Annotated in this window: 21 protein-coding genes; 14 read left to right on the top strand and 7 right to left on the bottom strand. The window is 56.7% G+C overall.

Features of this window, described 5'->3' with window-relative positions:
* Positions 1-63: 63 nt before the first annotated feature.
* The 6 genes from RBB82_RS11625 (at position 64) to RBB82_RS11600 (ending at position 8071) form a co-directional block, all read left to right on the top strand.
* On the top strand, positions 64-1464 hold the full coding sequence (locus RBB82_RS11625; RefSeq protein ID WP_433975295.1) for a lipopolysaccharide biosynthesis protein: 1401 nt from the start codon (positions 64-66) through the stop codon (positions 1462-1464).
* Between the two features lie 134 nt (positions 1465-1598).
* Positions 1599-1853 carry a hypothetical protein gene (locus tag RBB82_RS11620; RefSeq protein ID WP_433975294.1) on the top strand — a complete coding sequence of 85 codons (255 nt, stop codon included), beginning with the start codon at positions 1599-1601 and terminating at the stop codon, positions 1851-1853.
* A gap of 206 nt (positions 1854-2059) precedes the next feature.
* On the top strand, positions 2060-3769 hold the full coding sequence (rpoD, locus tag RBB82_RS11615) for an RNA polymerase sigma factor RpoD (RefSeq protein ID WP_433975293.1): 1710 nt from the start codon (positions 2060-2062) through the stop codon (positions 3767-3769).
* Positions 3770-3905: 136 nt separating this feature from the next.
* On the top strand, positions 3906-5039 hold the full coding sequence (locus tag RBB82_RS11610; RefSeq protein ID WP_433975292.1) for an acyltransferase family protein: 1134 nt from the start codon (positions 3906-3908) through the stop codon (positions 5037-5039).
* A 28-nt stretch (positions 5040-5067) separates the two neighbouring features.
* Entirely contained in the window at positions 5068-6864 is a 1797-nt protein-coding gene (locus RBB82_RS11605; protein WP_433975291.1) for a glycosyltransferase family 39 protein, read from the top strand.
* Between the two features lie 46 nt (positions 6865-6910).
* Positions 6911-8071, top strand: coding sequence for a glycosyltransferase family 2 protein (locus tag RBB82_RS11600; protein ID WP_433975290.1), 1161 nt, complete (start codon positions 6911-6913; stop codon positions 8069-8071).
* 149 nt (positions 8072-8220) lie between these two features.
* On the opposite strand, the gene RBB82_RS11595 is transcribed toward RBB82_RS11600, so the two are convergent.
* A complete protein-coding gene (locus RBB82_RS11595) occupies positions 8221-8430 on the bottom strand; it encodes a hypothetical protein (protein ID WP_260735441.1) in 210 nt (69 codons plus the stop codon).
* Between the two features lie 216 nt (positions 8431-8646).
* On the opposite strand from RBB82_RS11595, the gene RBB82_RS11590 reads away from it, so the two are divergent.
* Positions 8647-9096 (top strand): NINE protein, encoded by a 450-nt coding sequence (locus tag RBB82_RS11590; RefSeq protein WP_433975289.1) that lies wholly within the window; start codon positions 8647-8649, stop codon positions 9094-9096.
* Positions 9097-9304: 208 nt separating this feature from the next.
* Here RBB82_RS11590 and RBB82_RS11585 read toward each other — a convergent pair whose 3' ends face one another.
* The 4 genes from RBB82_RS11585 to RBB82_RS11570 form a co-directional block, all read right to left on the bottom strand.
* A complete protein-coding gene (locus tag RBB82_RS11585; protein ID WP_433975288.1) occupies positions 9305-9634 on the bottom strand; it encodes a hypothetical protein in 330 nt (109 codons plus the stop codon).
* 115 nt (positions 9635-9749) lie between these two features.
* The gene (locus RBB82_RS11580) at positions 9750-10676 is read right to left on the bottom strand and encodes a hypothetical protein (protein ID WP_433975287.1); all 927 of its coding nucleotides are present in this window, start codon (positions 10674-10676) and stop codon (positions 9750-9752) included.
* Positions 10677-10879: 203 nt separating this feature from the next.
* On the bottom strand, positions 10880-11533 hold the full coding sequence (locus RBB82_RS11575) for a hypothetical protein (protein ID WP_433975286.1): 654 nt from the start codon (positions 11531-11533) through the stop codon (positions 10880-10882).
* 162 nt (positions 11534-11695) lie between these two features.
* Positions 11696-12241, bottom strand: coding sequence for a class I SAM-dependent methyltransferase (locus tag RBB82_RS11570; RefSeq protein ID WP_433975285.1), 546 nt, complete (start codon positions 12239-12241; stop codon positions 11696-11698).
* 380 nt (positions 12242-12621) lie between these two features.
* On the opposite strand from RBB82_RS11570, the gene murQ reads away from it, so the two are divergent.
* On the top strand, positions 12622-13530 hold the full coding sequence (murQ, locus tag RBB82_RS11565) for an N-acetylmuramic acid 6-phosphate etherase (RefSeq protein WP_433975284.1): 909 nt from the start codon (positions 12622-12624) through the stop codon (positions 13528-13530).
* A 402-nt stretch (positions 13531-13932) separates the two neighbouring features.
* On the opposite strand, the gene RBB82_RS11560 is transcribed toward murQ, so the two are convergent.
* Both RBB82_RS11560 and RBB82_RS11555 read right to left on the bottom strand, forming a co-directional pair.
* Positions 13933-15255 carry a sugar porter family MFS transporter gene (locus RBB82_RS11560; RefSeq protein WP_433975283.1) on the bottom strand — a complete coding sequence of 441 codons (1323 nt, stop codon included), beginning with the start codon at positions 15253-15255 and terminating at the stop codon, positions 13933-13935.
* A gap of 21 nt (positions 15256-15276) precedes the next feature.
* Positions 15277-16794 carry a glycoside hydrolase family 32 protein gene (locus tag RBB82_RS11555; RefSeq protein WP_433975282.1) on the bottom strand — a complete coding sequence of 506 codons (1518 nt, stop codon included), beginning with the start codon at positions 16792-16794 and terminating at the stop codon, positions 15277-15279.
* 148 nt (positions 16795-16942) lie between these two features.
* Here RBB82_RS11555 and RBB82_RS11550 point away from each other — a divergent pair, with 148 nt between their 5' ends.
* The 6 genes from RBB82_RS11550 (at position 16943) to RBB82_RS11525 (ending at position 21650) form a co-directional block, all read left to right on the top strand.
* Positions 16943-17206 (top strand): hypothetical protein, encoded by a 264-nt coding sequence (locus RBB82_RS11550; protein WP_433975281.1) that lies wholly within the window; start codon positions 16943-16945, stop codon positions 17204-17206.
* Between the two features lie 143 nt (positions 17207-17349).
* Entirely contained in the window at positions 17350-17946 is a 597-nt protein-coding gene (locus RBB82_RS11545; RefSeq protein WP_433975280.1) for a CGNR zinc finger domain-containing protein, read from the top strand.
* 294 nt (positions 17947-18240) lie between these two features.
* On the top strand, positions 18241-18963 hold the full coding sequence (locus RBB82_RS11540; RefSeq protein WP_433975279.1) for an SDR family NAD(P)-dependent oxidoreductase: 723 nt from the start codon (positions 18241-18243) through the stop codon (positions 18961-18963).
* Complete coding sequence (locus RBB82_RS11535; RefSeq protein ID WP_433975278.1) at positions 18957-19445, top strand: RidA family protein; 489 nt, start codon at positions 18957-18959, stop codon at positions 19443-19445. The genes RBB82_RS11540 and RBB82_RS11535 overlap by 7 nt, the downstream gene beginning before the upstream one ends.
* Positions 19446-19499: 54 nt before the next feature.
* Positions 19500-20636, top strand: coding sequence for an NAD(P)H-dependent flavin oxidoreductase (locus tag RBB82_RS11530; RefSeq protein ID WP_433975277.1), 1137 nt, complete (start codon positions 19500-19502; stop codon positions 20634-20636).
* 66 nt (positions 20637-20702) lie between these two features.
* Complete coding sequence (locus RBB82_RS11525; protein ID WP_433975276.1) at positions 20703-21650, top strand: alpha/beta fold hydrolase; 948 nt, start codon at positions 20703-20705, stop codon at positions 21648-21650.
* The last annotated feature ends 350 nt before the right edge of the window (positions 21651-22000 follow it).

The raw sequence follows: 22000 nt of genomic DNA, 5'->3' as shown, positions 1-22000 counted from the left end.
GATCCTGCTGGCTCTAGTGTTCTCACAATAGACTGGCCTCACAGTCAAGGAACAGACATAAGCATGACCATGGACCGCTCTACAAAACGCCGGCTGATTCTCGGCTTCCTCACAAACTGGGTCGGCCGCCTTGCGTCCACAATCATTCAGCTCGTACAGGTCCCCGTCTTCCTCCACTTCTGGAGCGTTCCCCTTTATGGCGAATGGATGATCGTCAACTCCATACCCGCCTATCTCAGCTTCAGCAACATCGGCTTTGGCAACGTGGCGGGCAATGAGATGACCATGATGGTCGCCCGCCAGGACCGGCAAAGCGCACTCCGTGTCTTCCAGAGCTGCTGGTGGCTTATCTGCATCCTTTGCGTGGGCACCATCATCCTGCTCAGCGGTTTGCTCTACTATCTCCCTGCCTCCCGCCTGCTCAAACTCACCAACCTCGGCGAGGCCGATACGAAGTGGATCATCTTCTATCTCGGTGTCTCTGTTCTGCTCGGCCAACTTGAGCAGCTTCTGCAATCCGCCTACCGCAGCATAGGCCGATATGCCTTCGGCTCGCTCCTCAAAAGCTCGCTCACTCTCTTCGCCTTCGCCTGCATGATCATTGCCGTCATATTCGGGACCGGGCCTCGTGCCACAGCGCTTGTCTACGCCATCGCCAACGTCGCATGCACCACATTCCTCTGCATCCTCGTTCACCGCGACATCCCTTGGATGCGCTTCGGCTGGCAGCACGCCTCTTTTTCCGAGATCCGCAGACTCGCACGCCCGGCTATCGCCTTCATGGGATTTCCCCTCGGCAACGCGCTCAACCTGCAGGGAACCCTTCTCGCCGTCAGCTATGCTCTTGGCCCCACGGATGTCGTCATCTTCGGCACCGCCCGTACTGTCTCCCGCGTCGCAATCCAGATGGTCCAGATGGTCAACAGCACCTTCGAACCCGAGATGTCCATCGCCTTCGGCGCGGGAAACTTCGAACTCACCCGCTCCCTGCTCCGCCGCGCCTGCCAGCTCGCGCTTCTTGCCGCCATACTCATCGTTGCCGTCATGATGACCTTCGGCCCCTGGTTCCTCACTCACTGGACAGGCGGCCACGTCCCGCCCAGCCGCCCCCTGCTTGCCATCCTCCTTCTGGTAGTCGTCTTCTATGCCCTATGGTCCACAAGCGCTACTCTGATGACCTCCACCAATCAGCACCAGCGGCTGGCGAGCTACTACCTCTTCGGTACTGCTCTCGCCTGCTTCCTCTGTTATGTCTTCGCCCGGCTGTACGGCCTGTACGGTGCCGCCGCCTCTCTCCTCATCTCTGAGCTGGTCATGAACCTCTACGTTGTCCCTGCATGCCTGCGCGTCGCGCACGATACCCTCCCTGCCTTTCTCGCCAGCATGCTTCGCATCCCCTCTGACTTCCACCCTGCAACCCTCCTGGCCCGAATCCGCCGCTCCAAACCCGGTTTCGAAAGCTAGACAACATCGACATAGACCAAATCGTCTCCGCCCCCACCACCGAGAGAGCACATTAAGCCTCGTGATCGGGATGGAAACCACGAAAATGGCCAAGGCCCACCACCTGGCACACAGAACCACGCTTCCCTCTAAAAATGAATAACTTCCAGACCACAACTCCCGGATACAAGAACAAGCACGGCCAGATAGTCATCGCCCGCACTGGCTTTCCCTCAGAATCCTTCCCCGGCCAGACCATCTACCACCTCCGCTGCAGCCACTGCCACCACGACTACGGCTCTGCCGGCAAAGACATCCATCTCCGCCGCTGTCCCCGCCACCAGGATGGTGTAAAAGGTGAGCCACTTCGCGCCGCTCCAGCGAATCTTTTTTCCTCGGAAGGCGTCTAAATAGTGTGGTATTCTGTGATTCGCTGGGGAAGTGTGCCCTTGAATGCCCTGACCTTTTAAAGGTCATACGGCTGGCCAACGCGGTCTAAACCGCAATCTGCTCCCCGCCCATTACGTTACAACCAAGGGATCAGTCCGCCTGAACACCATAACTAACACTTGCGGCATCCCATCTACCAGAATCTCTCGCAGGAGTGCGCACAGCCGTGGCTGAAGAAATTGACAAGTACGAAGACGACATAGATAAGCTCATCGACACAGGGAAAGAGAAGGGGTATCTCACCTACGGCGAGGTCAACGACCTGCTCCCCGGTGATATCACCACCCCAGACGATCTCGATGACCTTCTCACCACCATTAACACTCAGGGCATAGACGTCCTCAACGGCGAAGAGCGCGGCAGCGGCCGCGATAAGTACGAGCCCGAAGCCGGAGAAGAGTCCGACGACGTAGAGCTTGATCTCTCGCCTGGAACCCTTGAAAAGACCAACGACCCCGTCCGCATGTACCTCCGCGAGATGGGTACCGTCCCGCTGCTCACCCGCGAGGGCGAAGTCGAGATCGCCAAGCGCATCGAGCGCGGCCAGCTTCGAGTCATGAAGGCCATCTCGCGCTCGCCCATCGTCATCCGCGAGATCGTCGGCCTCGGCGAAGACCTCCGTCGCGGCGTCCGCAACATCAAGGAAGTCGTCACCTTTGACGAAGAAGAGCTTACCGAAGAGATCCTGCAGGCCCGTGTCCGCGCCACCGCAGGCCGCATCGACGTCATAGTCAAGCACCAGAAGAAGCTCCACGGCCTCGAAGAAAAGCTCACAGCTCCGACCGGCAAGGACGCCAAGGCCAAGGCCAAAGATGTCCGCAAGCACCGCTGGCTCATCGGCCGCGAGCACGTCTACATCAACCGCATCGTTCGCGAGCTCAAGTACACCAACGGCGAAAAGAAGCGCCTCCTCGACAAGGTCAACAAGACCGTCGATGCCATGCGGACCCTCGAGCGTCAGATCAAGACCCTCGAGACTAAGCACGAGGCCTCGAAGTCCGAGGAATTGCGCAAAGAGTATCGCCGCCAGCAGAAGAACTGCCGCACCGACCTAGAGCGCGTCGAAGCTGACGCAGGCATCTCGCTCGTCGATCTCAAGCGCACCCAGCGCGAGATGATCCAGGGCGATATGGATGCCGAGCGCGCCAAGCGCGAGCTCATTGAGGCCAACCTTCGCCTCGTCGTCTCCATCGCGAAGAAGTACACCAACCGCGGTCTCCAGTTCCTCGACCTCATTCAGGAGGGCAACATCGGCCTCATGAAAGCCGTCGACAAGTTCGAGTACCGTCGCGGTTACAAATTCTCGACCTACGCCACCTGGTGGATCCGTCAAGCCATCACCCGCGCCATCGCGGACCAGGCCCGCACCATCCGTATCCCGGTGCACATGATCGAGACCATCAACAAGCTCATCCGCACCAGCCGTCAGCTCGTGCAGGAGCTTGGCCGCGAAGCCTCAAGCGAAGAGATCGCCCGCCGCATGGATATCCCGGTCGCCAAGGTCCGCAAGGTCCTCAAGATCGCGCAGGAGCCCATCTCCCTCGAGACCCCCATCGGAGAAGAGGAAGACTCGCACCTTGGAGACTTCATCGAAGACCGCATGGCCGTCTCTCCGGCTGACGCCGTCATTAGCGTCAACCTGAAGGAGTACACCTCTCAGGTCCTCCGCACCCTGACCCCCCGCGAAGAGCGTGTGATCAAGATGCGCTTCGGCCTCGAAGACGGCTCCGAGCACACCCTCGAAGAGGTTGGCCAGTCCTTCCAGGTTACCCGCGAGCGCATTCGCCAGATAGAGGCCAAAGCCCTCCGCAAGCTCCGTCACCCCAGCCGCAGCCGCAAGCTGAAGGCCTTCGTCGACGGCGTCAAGGATATGTAGGGTACGTACAGAAGCCGAACTATCAACACACATAAAGGCCTCGCTACGAATGCGAGGCCTTTATGCGTTATCTCATCCCATTCATGGACGATAACTCCCAGCTATCATCGCATCCGATCGCAAGTACACTGATCCTATGACCTTGTCTGCGCAACCGCTGATGATCGACAAGCCTGCAACGTCAACGTCATCGCATCTGCAGCATATCCGCGAACTTGACGGCGTACGCGGCATCGCAGCCCTCATGGTCTTCTTTCACCACGTCTGCTTCGCCTCCTTATCTCCAGTCGGATGGAATCAACCCGTCCACTTTCTTTGGACGATCTCGAGCATGGGAGACTCAGGCGTCGATCTCTTCTTTGTCCTTTCGGGTTTTCTCATCACCTCGCTCCTCCTCCCCGCTCGCGAATCCCTCGCGTATTACCATGACTTCTATTGGAAGCGCGCCCTTCGCATCCTTCCGCTCTATATTCTTTGTATGCTCGGAGTTCTATTCTTTATGCCCGGCTCCAGAGGCTACGTCATCCTCTGTGCGCTATTCCTATCGAACTTCGCATGGCTCTTTCACGTCGGAACAGCCGGTCCTTTTTGGACTCTCGCCATCGAGGAGCAGTTTTATCTCATCTGGCCCACCGTTGTCCGTCGGCGTTCTGTCGCCGAACTTCGCCACTGGGCATTAGGCATCGGACTAACCGCGGTCTTACTTCGATTCGTTGCTGCCGCATTCGGCCACTACAACTTCAGGCTGACGTTCTTTCGCTGCGACGCCCTGGCCTTCGGTGCGGTGCTCGCCTGCTGGCTCTACCAGCGAGATCGATCCCGGCAAAATTCCGCCACGGAGAACGGTGCCATCGCACTCGCCTTTTTCGCTGGTATTTTTCTCTTCCTGATGTGGCTTCTTCCCGCCCAACAGGCCCGGACCATCGCCTTTCTGGCAGCATTCCGCCAGACCGGTATCACTCTCCTGAGTGGCTCGATCATCGCCTTCCTCATCACCCATACAGGGCGCGGCAGCATCTCCTGGCTCAGGTCTCCGCTGCTTACATTCTTCGGCCTGATAAGTTATGCAATGTACATGACTCACATGTACGTTCTGATGCTCTATGACCATCTTCGTGGCCAACTCCAACCCGGAGACTACGCCAACTACATCGTTCGTATCGTAGCCGTACTTGCTGCGACCATCGTTCTCTGCCTGCTCACCCGTTACCTCATCGAGCTACCTGCAATGTCTCTGCGCAAATATGTCCTCTCAAAATCCCGCAGCTGAAAAGCCGTTCGGCACCATAAGTAATTGGATGCGACGCCTCTGGCCCGCATACTGCCTCCTTGCCGCACTCGTCACCTCCGGCTACGCCCGGTACGATCCCTACCACATCGACGGAGACGGTGTCGCCTACATGGACATCGGCGATCTCATTCGCTCGCACCACTGGGCGGCCGTCGTCAACGGCTACTGGAACCCGCTCTACCCATCCTTGCTCGCTCTCGGCCACGATCTCTTTCACGCCACCCGTTACACCGAACTCAGCGCATACTATATCGTCAACTTCGGCATTTTTCTCCTCGAGATGCTCGCCGTCGTCGTCTTCACCGATGCCCTCATTCAACTCCGCGACATCCGCGAAAGCGTGACCCAGCCGAGCGCAGCATCTTTTCTATTGGACCGTTACTGCCTCCGCTATCTCGGCATCGCCCTCCTCATCGTCTCCAGCCAACGCGAACTCAGCATGGGCAAGATCCATCCCGACGCCCTCCTCCAGGCGCTCCTTCTCTTCGCCGTCGCCGCTCTGCTGAAGCACCTCACCACCAACCACCTGCGATACGCCGGACTCATGGGCCTCGCACTCGGTCTTGGCTATCTCACCAAATCTTTTGCATTCGTCTTCACCCTCCTTTGTATCGCCGCACTCGTTGCTTTCCAGTTCTTCCGGCAGCGACACACTCCTACCCGCATTGCAACAGCAGCTTTTCTGGCTATTGTCTGCTTCTTCGTAGTCGCAGGCCCATACATCACTGCGCTGTCCCTCCAAAAGGGCCGCTTCGACTTTGGCGACTCCGGCAATCTCAACTACGCATGGCTCGTCAGCGGCACCAAAAGAATGCACCTCGAACCCAACGCCGCCTCACGCAACGGCTCCGCAGAAGTTAATCTGCTCCACCCTGAAGATCAGCTCCTCCAGTCGCCGCCCATCTTCAGTTACAAACGCCTTCCTTACGGCACCTATCCCGACTGGTTCGATCCGTCGTATTGGAATGATCACCTCAAGACGCACATGAATCTCCACCTGCAGATTGCAGTCATCGGCGACTGCGCGATGCGCCTCCTTCGCTACCTCACAAACAATCCCGAACCCTGGATCCTGTTCGCCGTATTACTCCTCCTCGGCACACAACTCAATCCACAATGGCGTGCCTCTGAGAACAACTTCTGGCTAGCTCCCGCTCTGCTCGGACTCTCGATCATCGGCATCTACGGCTTAGTGCACATTGAGGACCGCTACATCACCATCGGCATAATCCTGATCGTCCTCTCTCTCTTCGCCATGCTGCGCCTCCGTCTCTCTTCGGATAAGTTCGCAACACCCGCCGCTGCCTCTGCTGCCGTTTTGCTGCTGGCTCTTCTCCCCCTGGGAGAGTCGTTGCGACAGGTCGCCGAGCTACGTCGCACTCTCGTCAAGGCACATTCGACCACCGGCTGGTATGACAGCGACATCTTCAGCGCGGCTCACGCCCTCAACGAACTTGGCGTTGTCCCTGGCGACACCATCGCCTGCATAGGAACTACCGCATGCGTCTACGACCAATACTGGGCGCGTCTCGCGGGCGTCCGAATCACCACCGAGATCTACGAGCCGACAGCCCCCCTCTACCCATCCTTCATCGCGATGCCCAACCGCGATCAGGCCGTCGAGATCGTCCGCCAACAGGGTGCCAAAGCCATCGTTGGCTACTTCGCCACCGACCTCACCGCAGCGCTAATCCCCTTTGGTTGGTATCAACTCGGCCGGACTCCCTTCTACGTCTTTCCTCTGAATCTTCCCGATACCCGACCCTCGTTTACCTCGGATATGAGACCCCTCAAATCGAACTGAAAACCCGGTTTCCCGTACGTCGAACGACTAAAAGCACTTTGGTAACATGCAAACAATGAGCGAGTTGGCCGTAACCATCCTTATGCCGTGCCTTAACGAAGCAGAAACGCTCGCCTTCTGCGTCCGCCAAGCCGTCGCAGCCCTCCGCGACAACAACATCTCCGGCGAGGTCGTCGTCGCCGACAACGGCAGCACCGACGGCTCGCAAGAGATCGCCACCGACGAAGGTGCTCGCGTCGTTCCCGTCCCCGTTCGAGGCTACGGCGCAGCGCTCATGGCAGGCATCGAGGCCGCCCACGGCAAATACGTCCTCATGGCCGACGCCGACGCCAGCTATGACTTCGGCCAACTTCCCCGCTTTCTCGCCAAACTCGAAGAAGGCAATGACCTCGTCATGGGCAATCGCTTCAGCGGGGAGATCAAACCCGGAGCGATGCCTCCGCTCCACCGCTACCTCGGCAACCCAGTCCTCAGCGCCATCGGCCGCATCTTCTTCAAAATTCCAGCTCGCGACTTTCACTGCGGCATCCGCGCCTTCCGACGCGACGCCATGCTAGGCCTCAACCTCCGCACCACCGGCATGGAGTTTGCCAGCGAGATGGTCGTCAAATCCTCCCTCGCAAACCTCCGCCTCGCCGAAGTCCCCACCACCCTCTCACCCGACGGTCGCAGCCGCGCCCCGCACCTCCGCACCTGGCGTGACGGATGGCGTCATCTCCGCTTCCTTCTTCTCTTCAGCCCTCGCTGGCTCTTCCTCTATCCCGGCATCATCACTTTTTTCGTGGGTGCCCTTCTCTCGCTCTGGCTCTTGCCAGGCCCACAGACAGTTGGGCGCTGGACCTTCGACGTCGACACTCTGACCTACTCCCTCGGGCTGGTCCTCATCGGAGCCCACATTTCAGTCTTCGCCGTCAGTGCCCGCGTCTTCGGCACGCAGGAGGGCTTCCTGCCGCCCAACCCAAAGTTCGAACGCATCTTCAACTACATCAATCTCGAAGTTGGCCTGATCTTCGGCTGCATTCTCCTTCTGGTCGGTCTCGGAATCCTTGGCTATGCCGTCAACATCTGGCACGGAGCCGGATTCGGCGATCTCTCCCCGCAACGGATGCTTCGCCTCACGCTACCGTCGGCGACCTGCTTCATGCTGGGCGTTGAAGCCATCTTCGGTAGCTTCTTCCTCAGTCTGCTAGGCATGAATCGCCGCTAAACAAAGCAGGAGCCCCCCCGAAGAAGGCAATGTAACCGCCGACCAACGGGATGCCATACTGATCATCCTGCCCCACAGGTATATAAGTCACGAAGTCACGGCCCTCCGCGCAGGAGGGCCGTCCGGCAGGACATTATCGTTCCAAATTCCTAAGCCTGCGCCGCCGGCACAAACCCGTCGCATCCACTGATTGGCGACACTTTCAGGTGCAGCGCCGCATGCTTCGGATGTCCGCACTCATCCAGGAGGTCTGCATCGGCCTTTTTGCTCGTAAGAATCGTGACCAGCACCGAACTCTTCGCATGGTGCTCGCCAAAGTGATTACATAGTCCGCATTGTCCATTGTGAACCGGCTGCATACCTACCTCCTGCTTTCTTGATAATCTGACTCGCCATCGCGTCACTCCGTTGCCTCAGGCAACGCGATTGTCGAAACACTACACCCACTAAAAACCCCTGTAGATTGCGACCATTCGAGTCGTAGACTACTTGGTAACTGCCACTCGGCCAAGCACCGGGGAACCTGGCTTCCTCGCCCCGCGTACATCTCTTTGTCATCTTTGAGGGGAACGAACATGCAGACCACCGACTCTATCTACACCGCAAACATGAACGAGCATCAGCGTGCCTGGTTCTACGCCGAATACAAGCGCGCCAGCAAAGACGAGACCATCGGTGTCCTCCTCGCGCTCTTCCTCGGCGGCATCGGCATCCATCACTTCTATCTGCGCCGCAACACCGCCGGCGTCATCTATCTTCTGCTTTCGTGGACTGGTATCCCCATGGTCATCGCCTGGTTCGAATGTTTCTTCATGCCTGGCCGCGTCCGCCAGTACAATGCCGCCCAGGCCATCTACATCTCCAACCAGATCCTCGGCACTGCCAGCCCGTACGCTTCACCCGCTGCATTCGCGGTCACGCACTGCCCCGCCTGCAACAGCCCCGTCGAATCCGCAGCAGCCTACTGCACCCACTGCGGGGCCGCAATCACTCACACCTCACTCTCAACCCAGCCTGCACTCTAGCCTCAGCAAACGGCAAAGAGAGATGGCGCTCTACTTCCGCCATCTCTACTATTGCCGCACCCACCATCAACGTCGTCATCCTGAACGCAGTGAAGGACCCCTGTCTGCCCACACGAATTTTGAATCAGCCACAGAAAGAAAAGGGCTCCCGTTCGGGAACCCTTTTGTCTCTCGACCATCTGGCTTCTCACCAGATTGTCGCACCAACTTATTCGCCTGAGCTATGTTTCACTTGAGCGTCATACCCAGCGGTAAAGCTCGTGCGATACTCATCGCGAGCCGCGCCCTTCACCGGAGGATGCTGATACAGGTGAGACGACTTCGCGTCGATCTTCCGTTTCGCTGCCTTATCCATCTGGGCCGCCTGGATTCCATCCCGATAGCCCTGCTGCGCCTCAGGAGTTCCAGCCGGTGGCGTGTTCCACTCCTGCGCCTTGGTTTGTGTCTCTGTCATCTGCTGCGCGTGCGCAAAAAATGGCGCACCGCTCATCAATGCCACTGCCATCAGTGGTGTTGCAATTCGAATTAGTTTCTTCATTGTGGTGTTTCCTCATTCGCTTCAGGTCAAACTGCACCTGAAGGCCAGAGGGACAGTATCACAACCCCGAAATTGCTGGCAAATCAAGCCAATAACCCCAGCAATCCCGAAGAAACTACATATTCGTATGGCCGCCGCGCATCTCTTCGTTGAACGTCGGTTTGATGAACGCCAATGCATGCGCTAGTTCAGCCGCATACTGCGAACGGTGCCCCATCAGAGCCTCCGTCGGCGTGGCATACTCGGTATCCGCCGCCAGGTGAATAATCCCCTCGCCAGCCAACGCCGCCACCGTCTTCTTCAACTCCTCCACGGTCGAGTTCAGATACTGCGCATCCCGCGGATCCAGCAACCACACCGGCTGCTTGCCACCCAGTACACCCGACAGCCAGAACACCTTCGCCGCCAGATACTCCTGTCGCTGTCCTTCGGTCGTGTCGTTGAAGTTGAACCGCTTCTTCCACGGGCTATAGAAGCGCGTCGTCACCGGAACCGGCTGCCGATTACCGCTCTTCACCAGTTCAAGCTGTCCCTGATCCATCGTCTTCCGCACAGCGTTATAGATGAACCCTTCCGAAAACGGCTGCTCCGGAGCCTTCACGATCTCCGCAAACGTCACCGTCATCGACGCCGCTACCTTCGCATGCAGCGGGCTTCCCTCGCCATCCTGCAGATGAACCTCGCCATGCACCAGGAACGTATCCGCGCCCGAGGTTGACTCATGGAACGGCCATGCAAACTTCTCAAAGCTCAGCGGCAGTCCATGCAGCGTCAGGTAGTAGTCCTGGTTCGGATTCTTCAGCCGCTTCGCCGTCTCTGCGAGATAAGTACCAACCTCGGCCAACATATCCGCGCGGCTAAAATCGAACTTGTCGCTCAGCTCCAACACCTGAGTCTTCGTCTTATCGGCAACCAGCGCGAGCATGAAACGCGTCGTCGGATTGCCCGAAAAATCCTGTCCTACCGAACTCGAAACTACAACCAGCCCAGCAGCCTTCGCCGCTGCTTCAACCTGTCCTGCCAAAACCTCTTGCGTTCCCATAACCATCTGCCTCAATCGTCCTTTGCGTTTTGCGTTATCTCTTCTATTTTACGGCTCCAAACCGCAAAACGCTGCATTCGAACCCAATTCAGCCCCGGATCTCTCGAAAGCCTTTCACCAGGTGCAGAAGAACGCAGAAACCCACACCTGCGCCCACGTCACCGCAGCTTTCTTAGCCATTATGGGCCTGAAAGATCAAGCAGTTACGGATTCTTCGCAGCCGCGGCCTTATCCGCCGCCGCTACGGCCTTCCGGAACTCGTCCACTGCCGGAACACCATGGGAACGCAGGCCATCCTTCGCGGTGTATCTCCACCCAGGCGGGCTGTCTATTGGATCCTTTCTCGTACCGTCGTAGACAAGAAACGAATCCTCCACCGCTCCAACCTCCATCTGCGTATGTGGAGAAGACCCTTGAGAGGTCGCATCGGGGACGCCAGACCCCATTCCACCCGTTTGCGTGCCATGCTGCGCCCCAACCGACATGCCGCTGTTCGTCGGAATGATCACGCCTGGCCGATTACTCGGTGGCGGCCCGACGATCGTATCGTCGACCATCTTCGCGTGCCCTTTGCGAATCACAATTACCAGATCGGCATTTGGATAGATCACAGGCATGAACCGTCCCCAGTTCTGCAGAGCCGTCTCCACATCCTTTCGCGCCACCTCGTTCGCACGCGGATCGTCCACCGACATCCCCGCGCTCGGATCAATCATCACCGAAACCGTGTGCGCATTGAGGATGTAAAGCGGTAGATTCTTGTCGTTTTTGTTCTTTCCGATTGCGTCCTTCGCAAACGCACCCATCACGACCAGCAGACCCAACGCAACAAAAACTGCAGACACACGCCTCCGCATACCGCCCTCCTTCGATTCCGTCAGCATTCTACGCCGACCCAAACCAAACGGCACGCAGTCTCGCGATCCCGTAAAACGGGTGCACAATCTATCTCTTTTTAGGGGCCGGCAGAAGTAAAACATCACGCAGAGCTACAGGTGAGATCTGGCCGAAGAGAGTAACTAAACCGTGTACGCGAGCAGGGACTTGGTGAGTCCGGCAAACTTCTCTTCCCCAAAATTCGCATCAGGAAAGAGCATCTGAACATCTTTTTTTGAGATGAGTTGAATGCTTCGAACTTCTTTCTCTGCCTTCTCACGGTCCGGCGTCTTGCGGAACCAGCCCAAACTGAAGTGTTGCACGAGAAAAACCTGCACTGGAAGCGGCAGGAACTGAAACATCGGAAACACGAAGTGCGGCTCGACCGGGAAGTTGCGATTCGGCGTCTGCAGAAAATATCGTTTGCCGACCCGCCGCATCTCGTTCGCCATGCGCCGCATATCCTCAATACCTCCAACATGCTCGATACACGAGTTCGAATACACCACATCGAACTGATTATCGGCATATTGGTGAAGATCTCTCGCATCTCCCACAACGCTGGTTATGTTGGTGTGTGAAGTCTTGAACTCCGAAACATTCAACAACGTGATCTGAATGTCCGGTTGATCCGCGAAGTTAATGATCTCCCAAACCGCTGGGGTACCACCAACATCAAGGATCGTCATAGGGCGGGGTAGACTTTCAATCCGGGATCGGAACCACCGATTCCGTCGTGCTCGCATCCGGGATGCAAGCGAGTTAGGGTCGCGAAAATCAGTAAAGGCGGGGAGCATGCCCCGTACGCTAGCACATTTTTAAATTTTTTGAAAGTTTCAGCTCTGAGTCATTACGCGCGAAAACGCAGTCAGAGCAAGCAAATTCAGCTAGATACCACGACGCCCATCCTTTTGCAGACTCATCGCAAAGGGGTCGCATTCGCGGAGTGAAACGTACTCCACAAATCAACCCAAAAGTCTTAGGAATAGTGTCTTCAATCTGGCATCTTCCTCACGACTTCAACCATCCATTGCCTCATTACGTGGCATACCCCATCATGGAATCACCCATGAACCTCGCTGCCCTCACCACCGAAGCCCGCAACTCACGCACCGAACACATCGACCAACTCCCTACACTCGACATGCTCCGCCTCATCAACGATGAGGACGCGAAAGTGGCCGCTGCAGTAACCATCGTCCTCCCCGACATCGCCAAAGCCATCGACGCCATTGCCCAGCGCTTCAACAACGGTGGCCGTCTCTTCTACATCGGAGCAGGCACCAGCGGACGCCTGGGCGTCCTCGACGCCAGTGAGTGCCCACCAACATTCTCCGTCCCCGCAGACTTCTTCCACGCCATCATCGCCGGCGGCGACACCGCACTCCGCAAGTCCAGCGAGCAATCTGAAGACTCACCCGAGCAAGGCGCAGCCGACCTCGCAGCCGCAGGCTTCGCACAAAACGGCAACGAACAAGACACACTCATCGGCATCGCCGCGAGTGGCCGCACTCCCTACGTCCTCGGGGCGCTCGCGTATGCGCGCAAGTTCGACGCCCTCACGATCGCGCTCACCTGCGTTCCCGACTCGCAGATGGCCGGGGCCGCTGACATCTCTATCGCTCCCATCACCGGTCCGGAGATCCTTACAGGGAGCACGCGCATGAAGGCCGGAACCGCAACCAAGCTCGTCCTCAACATGATCTCTACCGGCGTTATGATCAAGACTGGCGCGGTCTACGGCAACCTCATGGTGAACATGCAGACGACCAACGCGAAGCTGGTCGACCGAGCCGAACGCATCATCGCCGCAGCGACCGGCGTTGATCAAGCCGCCGCCGCAAGGCTTCTCAGCGAAGGCGGCACTATCAAAACCGCCATTGTTATGCAAAAGCTCTCTATTGACCGCCACGCTGCCGAGGCCAAGCTTGCTGCCTATAAAGGAAATCTCTCCGCACTTCTCAATCAAAATCTGTAATCACTCTCCTCTGTTCCAAGTGACCAAGGCGGTTTTAGTCGTCTTTTTTGCCGGATTTTATTTGCTGGTACGGATGATGGCGAAAGTGCATGTTTATAGGGGTTTTTCGAAAAACGAGGTGACATATTGTGGTATTTCGATGGTGAATTTGTGGTGGAATGCGTGGTAAACGTGGTTCGTTGACGGACGCTTTTTTGAAGCTGAAAAATGTGCTACGGATTCTGGATTTATTTTGAGGACCTTCCATTTTGGGAATCGTAACCTGTTAGCGGCCAGGATCCTCCCCCGATCGGCTGTGCCCTCTTGGCTCTTCCCTTTATGGTGCTGACGGCAAACGCAGATTCCCTTCGGGAATGACAAACAAAGGAGCAACTGCAACTCTTCATCAGCTATGGTGCTGCTCTAGTGAATGCCTAGATTCGACTGAATCGCCTCCAGGGTGCTTCCTTTTGTCTCGGGGTAGGCCGTGAGAACGATGAAGAACTGCAGGAGCATCATCGCGGCGAAGAAGACGAAGGGGGCAGCCTGCGACCTCGCGGCAACCAGAGGGAAGGCTCCGGCGATCAGTGCGTTCATAATCCAGTGCGACGACGATCCGAGGCTCTGGCCTTTGGATCGCACGCGGGATGGGAACACCTCTGCGATGTATACCCAGATGACCGATCCCTGCGAGATCGCGAAGAAGATGATGAAGAGCACGAGCAGCCAGACCAATAGACCCTGATGCGCGTGGGTGTAGAAGACGGCGGCGACGCCTGATAGCGCGACGGTCATTCCAATTGCGCCGATCAGCAGAAGTGTCTTTCGGCCGAGTTTGTCGATCAGGCTCATGCCCAGGAATGTAGCAAGCAGGTTGACGAGGCCTACGCCGACGGTTTGAAGAGCGGCGGAGTTTGAGCTGAAGCCGGCGGAGGCGAAGATGTAGTTCGAGTAGTAGAGGATTGCGTTGATGCCGGAGAGTTGATTGAAGAGACCGACAGAGATGGCAAGAAAGATCGGCTTGTTGTAGCGGCCATTGAAGAGAGGCTCCTGCTTTGCACCTCGCTCGAGGTGAATGGAATCGATGATCTCCTGCAGCTCGGCTTTGGAGTTGGGTGAACCCATCATCTCCAACACTTCACGCGCCTCGTCGGTTTGATTGGTCGTGACGAGCCACCGCGAACTGCGTGGTATTCCGTAGAGCATGATCAGGAAGAGAATGGACGGGACGATGGCCACGCCAAACTCCCAACGCCATTGGAGTGGTCCCAGGTTGCGGGTGGTGATGATGTAGTTGGACAGGTACGCCAGCAGGATGCCAATGACGATATTGATCTGAAACATTCCGACCATACGTCCTCGGTATTTGGCAGGCGCCAACTCAGCGATGTAGACGGGACCTAACACCGACGAACCGCCGATGCCGAGGCCGCCAACAAATCGTGCCACCATCAAAACATCCCAACTCCAGGCAAACGCACAACCGACTGCTGAGATGGTGTAGAGGATCGCCATGATGCGCAGAGCGTCGCGGCCGCCGATCTTTTGCCCGAGGACACCTGATCCCATCGCACCGACCACGGTGCCTACGAGGCCGATGAAGACGGTGAGGCCAAGAGAGAATGGCGTCAGATGAAATACGTCGGACAGCTGTTGCGTCGTGCCGGCGATAACGGCAGTGTCGAAGCCGAAGAGCAGACCACCCAGCGCGCCTACGATCGTTGCTTTCAGTAGATAACGGTTCAAAGTGTTCTCCAAATACTTGCGCTACCCATTTCGAGCGGGCGTTGTGAGGCGGTTATGCGATATCGGGGCAATCTTCCACGCATCCATCTTTACTTCACTCTCGTTTGTGTGCGCCTGAATGTCCGGTGCGGTCGATCCAGTGTAATAAAAGCGCTTTGTATAACCAATGCGTTCACTCACGATCAACTCAATGACTGATCCATCCACGAACGCGTGCAGAGTGGGCTCGTCGTTTGGTTCGAGCGCGATGTTCTCGCCATCCGCGACGAAGGTGTGACTCTCGGCGAAGTAACGAACGTGAAGCAGTTCGGAGGAGCCCGTGCTTAAGGTAAACTCGAAGCTCTTGCTCCGAGGCCCGGAGCAGATCACTTCGCCGGAGGCGTTCCGTAGAATTTTTTGTGTTCCACTGCGTGATTCCTGATGCGGGACAACGCCTGCGCGGAGTGCCGCTGTCTGTGGCAGTACCTGTATTCGAAGGGTGCCGTCTTTGTCGAGGTTCAAGACACGCGGCAGACTCATCATTCCCGACCATCCGGCCTCGCGCATCGCGGCTTCGGGTCGACGCTCCTGAATCCAGCCCCAGAGAATCCTGCGGCCCTGCGCGTCGAGTTGCGTCTTCGGAGCGTAGAACGCATCGAGATCCAGCAACCCGGTCTTCGATGCACTGAATTTCATGGTCCTCTCGTCGAGTACGCCAGATTGCCAAAAGACTTTTCCCAAGGTCGAGTAGATTAGCAGATGGCCGCCATCGAGCGCGAAGAGTTCGGGACACTCCCACATCTCGCCGTCGTCGCATGGGTTTTCCGTGTGGATTCCATTCCAGGATCCGCTTGTGAGTTGGTGCAGATACTCCCAGCTCTTGAGATCTTTCGAACGATAGAGGAGAACGCAACCACCAACCTTCGCAATACCCGCGCCGACTGTCAGGTAGTACCATTCGCCCTGTTTCCACGCCGACGGATCGCGGAAGCCTGTAATCTTTATGCCTTCGGGTGGCAGCGGCACGACCGGTTGCGGATCTTTGGTCCAGATGACGAGATTGGGATCGTCGGACCAGGCCAGGCATTGCGACTCCTGAACGTTGTCTTTTCCGTCGCGAATGGTGGCGAGATCGGAAGTGCTCTCTTTTGTGCCGGTGTATATGACGTACACGCGCTGGTCTACTTGCAGCGCTGAACCTGAGAAGCATCCGAAGGAATCGGGAGTGCCTGGGGTTGGGGTTAGCGCGATCGGAAGATGGGACCAGTGCAGCATGTCGTTGCTTACGGCGTGATTCCAACTCATATCGCCCCACGTTGCAGCGAGAGGGTTGTACTGAAAGAACATGTGATAACGGCCGTTGAGGTAGATGGGGCCGTTTGGATCGTTCATCCAGTTTCTGGCTGGGAGCAGATGAAACTGTGGGCGCATTGGATCAGCCGCCAGCTTAGACTCAGACACGACAGAGTCGCCAGCGATCGCCTGTGCCGATAGGGCACGCGAAAGCATCGACGACGCTGCGATGGCTGCGCCTGAAGATAGGAACGCTCGACGTGTCATTGGCTTTCTTGATCTTTTTCTCATAAGAGATATCTCAAACATAGTGTTGAAGCTTAGAGCACACAGATTGAAGACGAACGCGGTATAAAGGGCTGCGCATCGAAATCGTACGCCGATAGGCATAAGATTGGGGCTTGAGGTGTTTCAGATGCTCTATAAAAAGATTAACGTCGAGCTGATCGTCGTTGCTGATGAGGCTGAGGCAGTCATTGGGGAGTTGAACTCCGCGCTCGATCAGATGGAAGAGAGATACACGCTGTTCGGTGGTGGAATTGAGACTGTTGCGGTAAAACATCCGGGAGCACGGAAGAGATCGGCACTCGCTCATACGATAGCCGCAGGTGAATCGGTTGCCGGTGCTCTCAAGGTGGCGCGTGAGAGCGTTGCCACTGCCTTCCGCGCAGTCATCTGAGGTTTAGAGAGGCGCCCACAGATGGAGCCGTGTCTTGGTTCTCGTGTCTTCGCTTAGAGACAGCGGAGCGCTGGTTATGTCGAAGGAATTGGTGTAACCTGTATACGATATAAGCAAGGTTACAGTGTTAAATGGGCAACCAAATGAAAACCCGGGCAGCCGAGACGGCGTACGTAGCTTCTCCTGCCGATTTTGCGGGCGACCATCCAGCCATCAACTTCATCAATACCCTTCGTATGGTTGGGGATGAACTGACCGACACCTGGCAGAACGATGAAGACGTTGCTGCATGGATTGTCCGGGAGGGATTGCGCGATACGCTGCCTTCAACCGTATGGCCGGCTGGCGTGCTGCTTCGAAAGGCACGAAGTTTAAGAGAGATCGCCCGGAGAGCCGTCGAGGCGAGAAAAGCAAAAAAGGCGCTCCCACTCGACGAGATGAACGGCTTTCTTGAACACTCAGACAGCCATTGTGTGCTCAGCGCGAAGTCGCGAACAGATGTTCAGTTCGAGCGCGTGTACAGCCAGAAAACGATTGAACAGTATCTGGCACCCGTTGCTGAGTCAGTAGCGGAACTGTTGTCCCATGGAGACTTTGATCTAGTTCGTCACTGCGAAGGCGGTCAGTGCGTGCTCTGGTTTTATGACCGCACCAAGTCTCACCGGAGACGATGGTGTAGCCCTCAGACCTGCGGCAACAGGTCAAAGGTAGCGGCATTCCGAGCGCGTGCGAAACAATGATGATGTTGCTTAGACTGCATTGAGAGCACGCGCCTACGGAGCGTGGCTGAGTGGTTGTTTCGCTGACGATTGAAGTACCTCTCCGAAGTCTGCGCCTGTGAGCAAGATCCAGCTTTTTACGGTTAATTTCACAAAAAAAGCAAAATCCGATTGGCGTGTTTGTGAATCCTAGTAGGGGCTGGGAGAATCTGTTCTTATGTAACGTTTGACTTTAGTTTTATTGGTTACAGTCAAACGCGCAGAGACAGATCTATAAGACCGATTTATGGGCTCTGTGATACGTGAGGAGCAATAATGGAAAACAAAAAGACAGTGATCGTAACCGGTGCGTCCCAAGGCATCGGAGCAGCGGTTGTTCAGGCGTTTCTGGACCGCGGCTATAACGTAGTTGGAACATCGCGCAGCGTATCTAAGGCGGGCTTTAAGCCGTCGTCTCAACTGGCGCTCGTTGACGGGGACATCGGTCAGGCGGCAACGGCAGAGAAGGTCGTAAAGACTGCAATTGAGAAGTTTGGCTCCATCGACCACGTTGTCAACAATGCAGGCATCTTCGCAGCTAAGCCTTTCACGGATTTCACCATTGAGGATTTCCGCGGTCTCGTCGCGACCAACCTGGAAGGGTTCATCTTCATCACCCAGGCCGCGGTCAAGCAGATGCTCTCGCAGGGCACCGGCGGCAGCGTGACAAGCATCACGTCCTCGTTGGTCGTGAACCCCATCGCGGGTGTTTCGGCTTCGATCCCGATGATCACCAAGGGTGGACTTGAGGCGATTACCGTGAGTCTCGCGAGCGAGTATGCGAAAAACAACATCCGCTTCAACGCGGTTGCACCTGGCGTCGTCGACACCCCGCTCCACACTAACAACCCGAAGGACTTTCTGAAGACTCTTTCACCCATGGGAACGATCTCCGACTCGAAGGACATTGCAGATGCGGTTGTTTATCTGACCGAAGCACGTCACGTCACCGGGGAGGTGCTGCATGTGGACGGCGGTGCGCACTCAGGCAAGTGGTAAGCAGTAAAGGTTCGCAGCCGGGCAGTGCAGAACGCCGACTGCTGGACCTTGGGATTCGGCTTCCGGCCACGCCTACACCGCTAGGGAGTTACGTTGAGACGGTGCAGACGGGCAATCTGCTGTTCTTTAGCGGAATGCTCCCGGTGGTCGATCACAAGCCGAAGTATGTCGGCAGGCTTGGGAAGGAACTCGACGTCGAGGCCGGACGGGATGCGACTTACACAGCGGCGCTGAACGTACTTGCTGCAGCTAAGGAACACCTGGGATCGCTTGATCGAGTGACCCGCGTTGTTCGGCTTGGCGTGTTCATCGCGACCTCCGGCGATTTCTTCGATCAGCCCAGAGTTGCGGATGCGGCTTCGGATCTGTTTCGAGATGTGTTTGGCGTAGACAAGACGTCTGTTCGACAGGTAATTGGAATCGCCAGCCTCCCACTTGGTGTGCCGGTAGAACTCGATGTCATCTTCGAAGTTTCAGAGTAGAAAACTTCAGGCAGAGGCTAAACGCCTCTGCCTTTCGCTTTTTGAGGTCTAGTGATGGAGCAGGCTCTTACCAGTTCGCCGTCGCAATGGAAGAAGACGCGAGTCTCTTCAAGCCTTGGGATTGAATTCCCTATCATTCAAGGGCCGCTGGGTGGCTTGTCGACGCAGCAGTTGACGGCGACTGTCTCGAATTTTGGTGGCCTCGGCTCCTTCGGCGCGCACGGCTTGGCCCCTTCAGCGATCAAGGATGTAATTGCTGAGATTCGTGCGCTCACCACCAAACCTTTCGCTATGAATCTGTGGGTCTCGATGGAAGATGAGGGTGCATTCACTTCTGGTAGCGAAGCATTTGCGCGAAGCTTGAGGCCGATTGCGGGACACATTCAAGCTTTGGGCGGCACGCTTCCAACTTATAAGCCTTACGCACCGATCAAGTTCGAAGATCAGGCGCGGGTTTTGCTCGATGCGAAGGTTCCCGTCTTCAGCTTTATCGCCGGAGTTCCTCCGAAGGAGATTCTCGACGAATGCCGTGCGCAGGGCATCGTTACGATGGGAACTGTGACGACGCCAGACGAAGCGATCGCTCTTGAGCAGGCGGGAGTCAACGTGATCGTCGCCTCCGGCTTTGAAGCAGGTGGTCATCGTGGCTCTTTCCTGCGTTCTTCCGAGGATTCATTGACCGGAACGTTCTCGCTTGTGCCTCAGGTTGCAGACGCCGTTTCCGTCCCCGTTGTTGCTGCAGGAGGTATCGCTGATGCTCGGGGAGTTGTCGCGGCATTCGCTCTTGGCGCTGAGGGCGTACAGATGGGTACAGTTTTTCTGGCGAGTGAAGAGTCCGGTGCGAACATGCATCATCGCAAAGCACTGTTGAGTGGTGACGCTCGCAGAACAACATTGACCAGAGGCTTTACTGGAAGGCTGGCCAGAGGAATACATAACCAGTTGATCGAAGAGCTCAATCGCCCCGGAGTTGATATCCTTCCCTATCCTTTGCAGCGCGCGCTCGTGAAGAACGTCGTCACGCTTGCCGAGAAGGCTGCGAAGCCGGAGCTTATGCAACTTTGGGCTGGGCAGAGTGCGAATCTTTCCCGACAGACCGACGCGAAGATGCTTCTGCAGACGTTGGTAACCGAGGTCTCTGGCGTTGCCGATTCAGTTGTTCGCTGGAACTCCGAACGAGATGACAGATGATCTGGTTGACGTTGAAGAAGCCAGTGACACCCTGATAAACGATGAATCGGAGGAAGCATGTATACGATGAAATCAGTTCTTCGGACCATGGCGACAGTCGCAGCCGTACTCATGCTCAACACGGCAGTGCAAGCTCAGACAAAGGAGAGACCAATGGCCCAGGTGTCTTATCGCACGGTGAAGGTCGATGGGCTCTCCATCTTCTACAGGGAAGCAGGGCCGAAAGACGCTCCGACCATTCTTTTACTGCATGGTCTTCCGTCGTCGTCGCGGATGTTTCAGCCACTGTTTGCGCGACTCGCAGACAACTATCATTTAGTTGCGCCCGACTATCCAGGCTTTGGACATAGCGATTGGCCCGATCCGAAGGTGTTCGATTACACCTTCGACCACATTGCTTCCGTGATGGACGGCTTTACGCAAGCGCTGGGCTTGTCGCGTTACACACTTTATATGCAGGACTACGGCGGGCCTGTTGGGTTTCGCATGACACTGGCACATCCGGAGCGGGTGCAGGCCATCATCGTGCAGGACGCCGTCGCTCACAACGAAGGTCTTGGAGCGAACTGGGTGACACGCCGGGCATTCTGGACGGACCGGCCTGCTCACGATGCGGCTCTGCGAGAGAACCTACTATCGCTTGCAGCCACGAAGAGGCGCCATGTCGGAGACGATCCGAGGATTGAGCTCTACGACCCGGACCTCTGGACGGATGAATATGCGTTTCTGAATTCGCCGGGGCAGGCGCAGATTCAAAGCGATCTCTTCTATGACTACCGCACCAACGTCGATGCGTATCCGAAGTGGCAGGGGTGGATGCAGAAGACGCAGCCGAAACTTCTGGTCGTATGGGGTAAGCACGATCTGTCATTCGATATTGGCGAACCGGAACGTTATCGCAAGGACGTGCCGAACGCGGAGGTCCACGTTCTTGACGCGGGACACTTCGCACTTGATGTCAATGCAGACGAGATTGCGTCGTTAATACGCGAATTCATGAAGAAACAGAAGTAGCTGCGTCGTCCGTGTTGCGTGCGTCCATCGCCGGATGGTCGATGGGGACTGGGCGATCGATGGTGGGGCTGCGGTCCGTCGACACAAGAATCTCCCGTTGCGGATGAGAGGCTTCAACGAACCGTCGCGACCTGCTGGAGGTCTATGTGTGAGGGCCTCATCGAAAGACCTGTGATCGGAGTCTATCGTCAGGGTCTGTCGTCGGGGTCTGTGATCGTCGAGATGGCGGAGGTTCGTTGAAGCTCAGCTCGATGTCACATGTTTTAGATTGACATCGGAAGTTTTCTGAGTAGCTTAGTCGTACCTCACTTTTTAGATTTGTAAAGCATCACGTTACCTGGGCTGTGACC

Source organism: Tunturiibacter lichenicola (assembly GCF_051013355.1).
GTDB lineage: Bacteria > Acidobacteriota > Terriglobia > Terriglobales > Acidobacteriaceae > Edaphobacter > Edaphobacter lichenicola_F.
Note: the sequence above shows the minus strand (reverse complement) of the source record. Positions and strands in the feature narration are given on the sequence as shown.